Annotated in this window: 9 protein-coding genes, 1 tRNA gene and 1 pseudogene; 7 read left to right on the top strand and 4 right to left on the bottom strand. The window is 36.9% G+C overall.

All coding sequences use genetic code 11. The features are described from left to right. The first annotated feature begins 65 nt into the window (after nt 1-65). Entirely contained in the window at nt 66-197 is a 132-nt protein-coding gene (locus ACFCYJ_RS26925; protein ID WP_376078996.1) for a hypothetical protein, read from the top strand. Nucleotides 198-306: 109 nt separating this feature from the next. On the opposite strand, the gene clpP is transcribed toward ACFCYJ_RS26925, so the two are convergent. Next, complete coding sequence (clpP, locus tag ACFCYJ_RS26930; RefSeq protein ID WP_132361998.1) at nt 307-888, bottom strand: ATP-dependent Clp endopeptidase proteolytic subunit ClpP; 582 nt, start codon at nt 886-888, stop codon at nt 307-309. 150 nt (nt 889-1,038) lie between these two features. After that, the gene (locus ACFCYJ_RS26935) at nt 1,039-1,173 is read right to left on the bottom strand and encodes a hypothetical protein (RefSeq protein ID WP_376078998.1); all 135 of its coding nucleotides are present in this window, start codon (nt 1,171-1,173) and stop codon (nt 1,039-1,041) included. A gap of 333 nt (nt 1,174-1,506) precedes the next feature. Here ACFCYJ_RS26935 and ACFCYJ_RS26940 point away from each other — a divergent pair. Next, nucleotides 1,507-1,581, top strand: a tRNA-Arg gene (locus tag ACFCYJ_RS26940). Between the two features lie 292 nt (nt 1,582-1,873). Then, a pseudogene (locus ACFCYJ_RS26945) lies at nt 1,874-2,032 on the top strand (peptide ABC transporter ATP-binding protein); the annotation flags it as partial. 60 nt (nt 2,033-2,092) lie between these two features. Here ACFCYJ_RS26945 and ACFCYJ_RS26950 read toward each other — a convergent pair. Next, a complete protein-coding gene (locus ACFCYJ_RS26950; RefSeq protein WP_376079000.1) occupies nt 2,093-2,707 on the bottom strand; it encodes a spore coat protein in 615 nt (204 codons plus the stop codon). Nucleotides 2,708-2,918: 211 nt separating this feature from the next. Here ACFCYJ_RS26950 and ACFCYJ_RS26955 point away from each other — a divergent pair, with 211 nt between their 5' ends. Together ACFCYJ_RS26955 and ACFCYJ_RS26960 are read left to right on the top strand one after the other, a co-directional pair. After that, entirely contained in the window at nt 2,919-3,500 is a 582-nt protein-coding gene (locus ACFCYJ_RS26955; protein ID WP_376079001.1) for a LemA family protein, read from the top strand. Beyond that, on the top strand, nt 3,497-4,264 hold the full coding sequence (locus ACFCYJ_RS26960) for a TPM domain-containing protein (protein ID WP_376079003.1): 768 nt from the start codon (nt 3,497-3,499) through the stop codon (nt 4,262-4,264). Before ACFCYJ_RS26955 ends, ACFCYJ_RS26960 begins: the two co-directional genes overlap by 4 nt. A gap of 353 nt (nt 4,265-4,617) precedes the next feature. Here ACFCYJ_RS26960 and ACFCYJ_RS26965 read toward each other — a convergent pair whose 3' ends face one another. Then, nucleotides 4,618-5,994: an aminotransferase-like domain-containing protein gene (locus tag ACFCYJ_RS26965; RefSeq protein WP_376079004.1), complete on the bottom strand. Its 1,377-nt coding sequence runs from the start codon at nt 5,992-5,994 to the stop codon at nt 4,618-4,620. Nucleotides 5,995-6,125: 131 nt separating this feature from the next. On the opposite strand from ACFCYJ_RS26965, the gene ACFCYJ_RS26970 reads away from it, so the two are divergent. Then, entirely contained in the window at nt 6,126-7,043 is a 918-nt protein-coding gene (locus tag ACFCYJ_RS26970; protein WP_376079006.1) for a DMT family transporter, read from the top strand. A 63-nt stretch (nt 7,044-7,106) separates the two neighbouring features. Then, entirely contained in the window at nt 7,107-7,343 is a 237-nt protein-coding gene (locus ACFCYJ_RS26975) for a glutaredoxin family protein (protein WP_376079008.1), read from the top strand. Nucleotides 7,344-8,061 lie beyond the last annotated feature (718 nt).

Here is an 8,061-nt window from a genome sequence, read left to right on the forward strand (position 1 = left end):
CTCACTCCTGCGAACGTATAAGTCTATAACCGAACGGAAAGAAGAGCCGAAGCGACGGAAAGAAAGTGCCGCGACGGAAAGAAAAGTCAAAGCGACGGAAAGAAGTGCCGAAGCGACGGAAAGACAAGCCGAAGCGACGGAAAGACAAGCCGCGACGGAAAGAAGAGTCAAAGCGACGGAAAGAAGAGCCGAAATGATGGATAGAAAGGTCAAAGTTGTGGATAGAAGAGTTGAAATGGTGGATAGGCCCATCAAAGCAAACAAAAAAAGACATCTCAGAAATAAATCTGGGATGCCTTTAATTTATTATTTACGTTCCATGATTTGGTCGATTAAGCCGTATTCTTTTGCACGCTCTGCAGTCATGAAGTTATCGCGGTCTGTATCTCTTGCAATGACTTCAAGTGGTTGACCTGTGCGCTCCGATAAAATACCGTTTAATTTTTCACGTAAGAATAAAATACGTTTTGCAGCGATTTCGATTTCAGTTGCCTGACCTTGTGCACCGCCAAGAGGTTGGTGAATCATTACTTCAGCATTCGGTAATGCGAAACGTTTACCAGGTTCACCAGCAGCAAGTAGGAAAGCGCCCATAGATGCTGCCATACCAATACAAATTGTTTGTACTTGTGGCTTGATAATTTGCATTGTGTCATAAATTGCCATACCAGCAGTGATTGATCCGCCTGGTGAGTTAATATAAAGAAAGATATCTTTATCTGGATCTTCTGCTTGTAGGAATAGAAGTTGAGCAACAATTGAGTTAGCAACGTTGTCGTCAATTGCACTTCCTAAAAGGATAATACGGTCTTTTAGTAGTCGTGAATAGATGTCATACGCACGTTCGCCACGACTTGTTTGTTCAATAACTGTAGGAATTAAATTCATGTTAAATCCTCCTTAAAAAAACTAAATTCGAATACTTTGCTGAAAACTTCCATTGTAGTTCAGCTGTATACTTATCATACACATTATAGTCAGGGAAGGTCAAATATTAACCCTGTTAAAGTGAAATAAATTAAAAAAATTCGCCTTGGCTTAATTGTTACTGTCGCTTCGCTTTCGCACAGAAAACATTTGTTGCTGTCGCTTCGCTTTCGCACAGAAAACATTTGTTGCTGTCGCTTCGCTTTCGCACAGAAAACATTTGTTGCTGTCGTTTCGCTTTCGCACAGAAAACATTTGTTGCTGCCGCTTCGCTTTCGCGCAGGTAAACAATGCGTCAAGATTTTGAATTGTGCCCGCACAAAAATTCCTTTCTAATGCGTGACATACGCTGTAGGCTGTATTTTCAATTAATAGGTATTTTGACACTAACTGAATGAAAATAAAAAAAGTTTAAATGTTTTACATTCTATAGTTGAATTATGAGCAATACGTTTGTATAATTGATAAGGTCATAAGTTAAAGTACAGTACACTATTTTGTCAGGTATGCTTCCAATGAGGATTATCTACATCTTGCTTTTCGTAAAGCCTAGTGGGTACTTTTTTTTTGTGTTCAATTGCCCTCGTGGTGTAATGGATAACACGTAAGATTCCGGTTCTTGCACTGGGGGTTCGATTCCCTCCGAGGGCGCCATTTTACTGATTTTGATATACTTTTATAACCCAAATTCTCCTAATAAGTAGTTTAGCAGCCTGCTTAGTGGGGAAAAGAGAGGGTAAATAATGGGAATGTTGCCTAATAGGCATTATTCCCGCATTTGTTCCTTTCAAACCTTCAAAAAAGCAACAACTCCAAATTATTTTTTAGTGAACATACTGTACGTGAAGACTAGTTATACTAGTCGAAAGAAAGAATCCTATCTGAGGGGATTCTTTTTTTTTGCATCAAACGATATTTTCATTTATTTAGTCTGTTTTTTGAAGACGAAGGTATAACCATGATCGTGGTAACACATGAAATGGGCTTTGCCTGTGAAGTTGTAGATCGTGTTGTCTTTCGTGGATGGTGGTATGTGGTCGAAGAAGGACCGCCGAGAGATATCTTTGGTAATCCGCAAAACCCGAAAAGCTTTATAGCTCATTAAACAAAAGCAGCCCCTCTGTGATAATGCACCACAAAGGGGACTGCTTTTGTTTTTTTATAATTAATGAAGGGGGTTTGTTGTAGTGCCGTATGCATTAAGCATTGTATGCATATCTTGTTGAGAAAACTGAGGTACTTGATAGTAGCCATGCATATTTTGGTAAATAGATAATTCGTATGCCATTTCAATACAGTTGGGAATACTATCTGCAATAACACGTCGGACAACTGGGTTTGTAGTTTCTGTTGCTGCTGCAGTCATACCTTTTGCTACACCTTTTTGAGCCCCAAGTAAGAAGCCAGAAATGGCTTCATCGTTGAGTTCACTTGCATTTTGCATAGGCTTTTTAGGTTGGCCAGGGTTTATTCCGTATTTGAAATTATTTCCTGTCTGCATTTGATAGCGACCTGTAGGAACAGACGGATCATGACCTGTGTTATAAGATTCCACAATAGTGTTATACATACCTAATGTGAAATTATATTGGCTATCCAAAATGCTAAGCAACTCTGTGTCCTTAACATGTGGACGTAAAACAATGGATTGATTCATACCAGCAATGATTGCACCGATTGTTTCATGCAAGTCCATTTGTTCATGTCCACCATGATTTAGGCTTTGTTGTTGGTTGGTTGATGTTTGGCTTGATGATTCGTTATGAAACGATTGTGTCAAAAAAAGCGCCTCCTAAATATCATAGTTTGTTACAGTATTAAGTATGGCACGTTAGATAAATTTCATACGGTATTAATGCATTTGCATATATGTAGAATAGAGATGTTTATTTGTTGCACATTAGTGGTAAGGAAAAGAAAGGCTCATCACCAAAATAAATAGTATTTCTGTTTTTAAGTGATAGCTAAAAGAAGGCGAAGGTGGTTTTAAATTGAAAAGATTATTTGGACCTATCGGGATTATCGTTATTATTTTAGTTGTATTGGCCTTACTATTTATTCCAAAATACAATAGTCTTGTAACGGCCGAGGAAAGCGTTGATTCGAAATGGGCTCAGGTTGAAAATCAGCTGCAACGTCGCTACGATTTGATTCCGAACTTGGTAGAATCTGTAAAAGGATATGCCAATCATGAAAAAGAAGTTATCGCTAGCATTACAGAGGCACGCGCACAAATGGGAAGTGCACAAAGTCCAAAGGAGCAAGCGGTTGCCAATGATGCATTAAACGGAGCACTTAGTCGATTGCTAGTAGTCGTAGAAAATTATCCAAATTTAAAGGCAGATGCAAATTTCCGTCAATTAATGGATGAATTAGCGGGGACAGAAAACCGCTTAGCTGTTGCCCGAGAAGACTACAACAATGAAGTGCAGACTTTTAATAAAACAGTCAAACGTTTTCCAGGCAATTTAATTGCGGGGATGTTTGGTTTCGAACAGAAGGAATACTTTAAAGCAGCTGCGGGTTCTGAAAAGGCACCGTCTATAGATTTTAGCGGTTCAGGTAAACAATGATGAAACGGTTGATGATCCAACTTGCTATTGTTGGTTTCATATTTATCTTATCTATTAGAACGGCAGATGCCGCAATGCCCACGCCAATGAAAAATACGTATATTCATGATTTTGCCAATGTTTTATCTGCCTCCGTGAAGGAAGAGCTTAATCATTATTCAGAGCAGCTAGATAAAGGTACAGGTGCTGAAATTATGGTCGTAACAGTAGATAATATTAGTGGCCAAGAACCAAAAATGTATGCTACAAAAATGATTCGCTCTTGGGGTATTGGCGATGCCAAGAAAAATAATGGTGTGTTAATTTTAGCAACGTTTGGGCAGGGGGAAGGCAATAATGATGTTGTTATTGCTGTAGGTCAAGGTCTCGAAGGGGCATTACCTGATGGCAAGTTGGGTCGCATTTTAGATTCGGCGTTTTATCCAAATGCAAGTGCTGGAGATATTGATAAGGCATTTAAAGCAACGTACGCGGAAGTATTTCAAAATGTCGCACAAGAGTACAATTGGGATGGAGAGATGCCTGAAAATACAGATGACAATGAAGAAATGCCAACGTGGATGATTATTTTAATCGTTATCATAGTACTTGTTGTTTATACGTTTATTTCCAATGGTAGAGGGGGAGGACCTCGTTCAGGTCGACGTGGCGGTTATCCAGGTGGTTTTGGTGGCGGCTTTGGCAGTGGCGGATCTAGAGGCGGTGGTTTTGGCGGATTCGGAGGAGGTTCATCTGCTGGTGGTGGAGCAAGTCGGAAATTTTAATATATTATATTCAAAAGTGAACTCATTGTAGTTCACTTTTTTTCTGGTTTAAAAGGGATTTTCACCAGAAAAGTACGCGCTGCCAATGAAACTAGCAGTCAAGTAGAACGTCGATGTAGAATACATGGTGAAGGATAATAAAGGCCGTGGTTTTCAAAATGAAGAAAACAAAATTGAATTCTACAATGCAATGCTAAAATTCTTAGATAGCCATCTAAAAAAATAATATGAAAGAAGACTGTGTAGGAGATAAGTTTCTTGCACAGTCTTTTTCTAGTTTTGATGCTCTAATTAAAGGATTGATACTGAAAATTGTTTATGCCGCTTCCGAATGTGTAGTCAGGACATAGCTATTATAAGAGCTGAAAACTATTTCGATATATATCATTTTTCTTACTATCAATAAATGTGATACATTGAGCAAGTTTTTCTACTCCAGTATGAATTTGATTTTCCTTAACTTGAGAAATGCTTAATCGAATCAGGTTTTCTTTTTTATATTCGGGTAGGAACATTCTAGTTGCATCATCTACAAGAATACTTTGTTCTTTTAACAAATTGACAGTCTGCTTTGTAGTCACTTTCTCAGGGAGAGCGATTGTAAGATAGAATCCGGAAGAGGGCTTCGTATAAAGCGTATTATTTGGTAGCAATAACTCACAAGCTTCCTGCAGACGTTTCATTTTCCTATAATACAGCTCTTTTATTTTCTTAACATGGCTATTCATCATTCCATTTTTTAAATAAATCTCTAATGCTCCTTGAGAAAGAACAGAACTATTAAAATCAGCAGTAAATTTATAGCGTAAAAAATTGTTACTCATTAATTTTGGAAGAACTAAAGACGCAACTCTTAAACCAGGTAGAAAAACTTTAGAAAAACTTTTAATATAAATAACTCTGCCAGAAGGATTGTACGCGAATAATGGATCTGATTTAGTATTTGGATCCAAATCCCCTAAAAAGTCATCCTCAACTATATATACATCGTATTTTTCCGCTAATTCAACAATTCTTTTTTTCTCTTTATTCGTATAGCTATGTCCAAGTGGATTATGAAACCTCGGAACAATATAGAAAAACTTAATATCGTTATTTCGAAAAATATATTCTAGACGATCAAAATCAATCCCCTCCATAGATAAATCAATTCCAAACGTAGTCGCTTGTTGCAAATTAGCAGACTCTATAAAACCAAAATAAGTAGGTTGTTCAATTAAAATATTGTTTTTCCCATTCGGAAATGGCATGGAAACTAATAAATTTAGAGCTTGCTGAGAACCTGATACAACAAATAATCTATCGGGTTGGGTAAATACTTGTAAGTTTTGTAAATACTTCACTAATTGAAGTCGTAATGAGTAGAGACCTTGTTGATCGGTGTAAGTAAATAATTCTTCTTTATAAGTATCAATGGCCTGATTGATACAGTGCTGAAAATCAATGTAGGGCATGATGTCTTTATCAGGACCAGCAGACAAAAAGTCAATAATATTATTTTTACTGTCTGGATTTTGAAATTCATTGACAACATAATAGCCGCTTTTCGGGACAGAAAAAATTAAGTGCTCTTTTTCTAGCTCATCATACGCTTTAATAACGGTGTTTTTACTGCAGGAGAATTTTTCGGAAAGTTGTCGTACTGAAGGAAGTTTACTACCTGCTATAAGTAATCCCTGTGTTAGCTGATCTTTAATTTCATCAATAATCTCATTATATTTTATATACAATATAAAGCCCTCCTTATTCTGTACCAGGACAGATGGTTGAAAATTCTGTTTATTTTTACGGTAGCTCCTCGTAATATTTATTGTACCAGCACAAATGGTACAGATTTGTATAAAAATATAAGGGGTTGATAATGGTGCAGGACAATAAGAAGGAAAAAATGGGATTATTATTAGGCTTAGTGGGCGTCATCTGTTTCAGCTTAACATTACCTGCAACAAGTGTAGCGGTAGACTATTTTGGGACTACAATTGTTGGCTTAGGAAGAGCAGTAGTAGCTTCGATTTTAGTTACTCTTGTATTGATTGTGAAAAAAGAAAAACTGCCCACTGCTCGTCAATTCAAGAGTTTAATTATTGTCTCTTTAGGCGCAGTTTTAGGATTCCCCTTACTCACCTCTTGGGCTATGACAAGTTTGCCAGTTTCTCATGGAGCTGTGGAATTAGCCCTTTTACCTTTAGCAACAGCGGGGTTTGCCATGATAAGGGGAGGAGAAATTCCGTCCATTAAATTTTGGATATCGAGTATAGTTGGCGCGTTGGCAGTAGTGATTTACGCTACGTATCTTGGGCTAGGCCAGTTACATGTTGCAGATTTAGCCTTATTGGCTGCTGTTATCATACTCGGACTTAGTTATGCAGAAGGAGGCGTGCTAGCACGAGAATTAGGAAGCTGGCAAGTTATCGCGTGGGCAATCATAATTGCTACTCCTTTACTTATTATTCCAGCGTTACTAAACGTATCAGCTGAGATGTTGCAGGCTCCTTTAAAAGCTTGGATTAGCTTTCTGTATCTTGCTATTGTTAGTCAATTTTTAGCATATGTAGCCTGGTATGGTGGAATGGCTATGGGAGGCATTTCAAGAGTAAGCCAAATTCAATATTTACAGCCATTTTTAATGATTATTTTTGCAGCATTATTTCTCAATGAACCAATTACTTTAGTTACTATTGTAATAGCCATCATTGTTGTGGCATCCGTAATCATTGGCAAGAATACCACTGTTGTAAAAAAAGAATCTGTTGAATTAAACGATAAGGTGAAAGGGTGATGACAGAATCTTGCTTCCAGATAGCTATTTCGTTTTATAATTACTTTATGGAGGTGCTGTAATTTGAACGTGAAATTTTTTAGTAGAGCTAACTGTGGGCTTTGTGTAGAGGGACTGCATACATTAAAGCTTGTACAGGAGGATATACATTTCGATATTGAAATCATTGATATTGAAGAAGATGAGAGCATACATGAGAAATATATGTTATTGATTCCGGTAGTAGAAAAGGATGGGCAAGTGATACAATGCGGCAATTTGGATTACGCAACACTTATGGAGCATTTATGTAGTGAATAACAAAGGGGAGCCGCTAATGTACATATCAGCGGCTTTTAACTTCTTTCAGCGAGTATCCAAACACTCGTTGAAAGAAGTTAAAGCTCCGGACGCAATTATGCCGAGGTATAATTGATAATAAAGGATGTTTCTGAGAAAACCTTTAAATCGCATTTCTCCTATGGATGTGGCAGAATCCAATCTTGTACAAATCAACATACACAGAACGGAAACGAATATGCTGAAAAATATTCGTTTCCGTCTAATAGGCTAATTATTTATTTAGACATAAATATAGTAACCTTACGATGTGTTTCTTTAATTGAAAGGAATTGTTTTTTATTTTGATCTACTATATCCATAAAAGCTCTATTCGATAGTTTTATTTAGCTGTCGTAAAATCTACTATATTGAAAAAAACTAAATTGATTGAACATGTTGACAAGTGAGAAGTAATCGTGATATATTGTTATTCCTGTCACTACGACAGTAAAAAACATTTCAAAATAGGTTTGACAAATATATTGATATTTTGATAGAATAAAGTCCTGTCACATTGACAGTGAAAAGACATTTCAAAATAGTTGTTGACAAATATATTGATATTTTGATATAATTAATTCCTGTCGCTGGTCGACGGTAAAAAATGAACCTTGAAAACTGAACAAGCAAAACGTAATCAATAAAGTTTTTAGTAGCTAACCTTGAGTTAGTGAACGAAACAAAATTTTGGACATCA

The organism is Lysinibacillus sp. NPDC056232 (assembly GCF_042267565.1).
GTDB lineage: Bacteria > Bacillota > Bacilli > Bacillales_A > Planococcaceae > Lysinibacillus.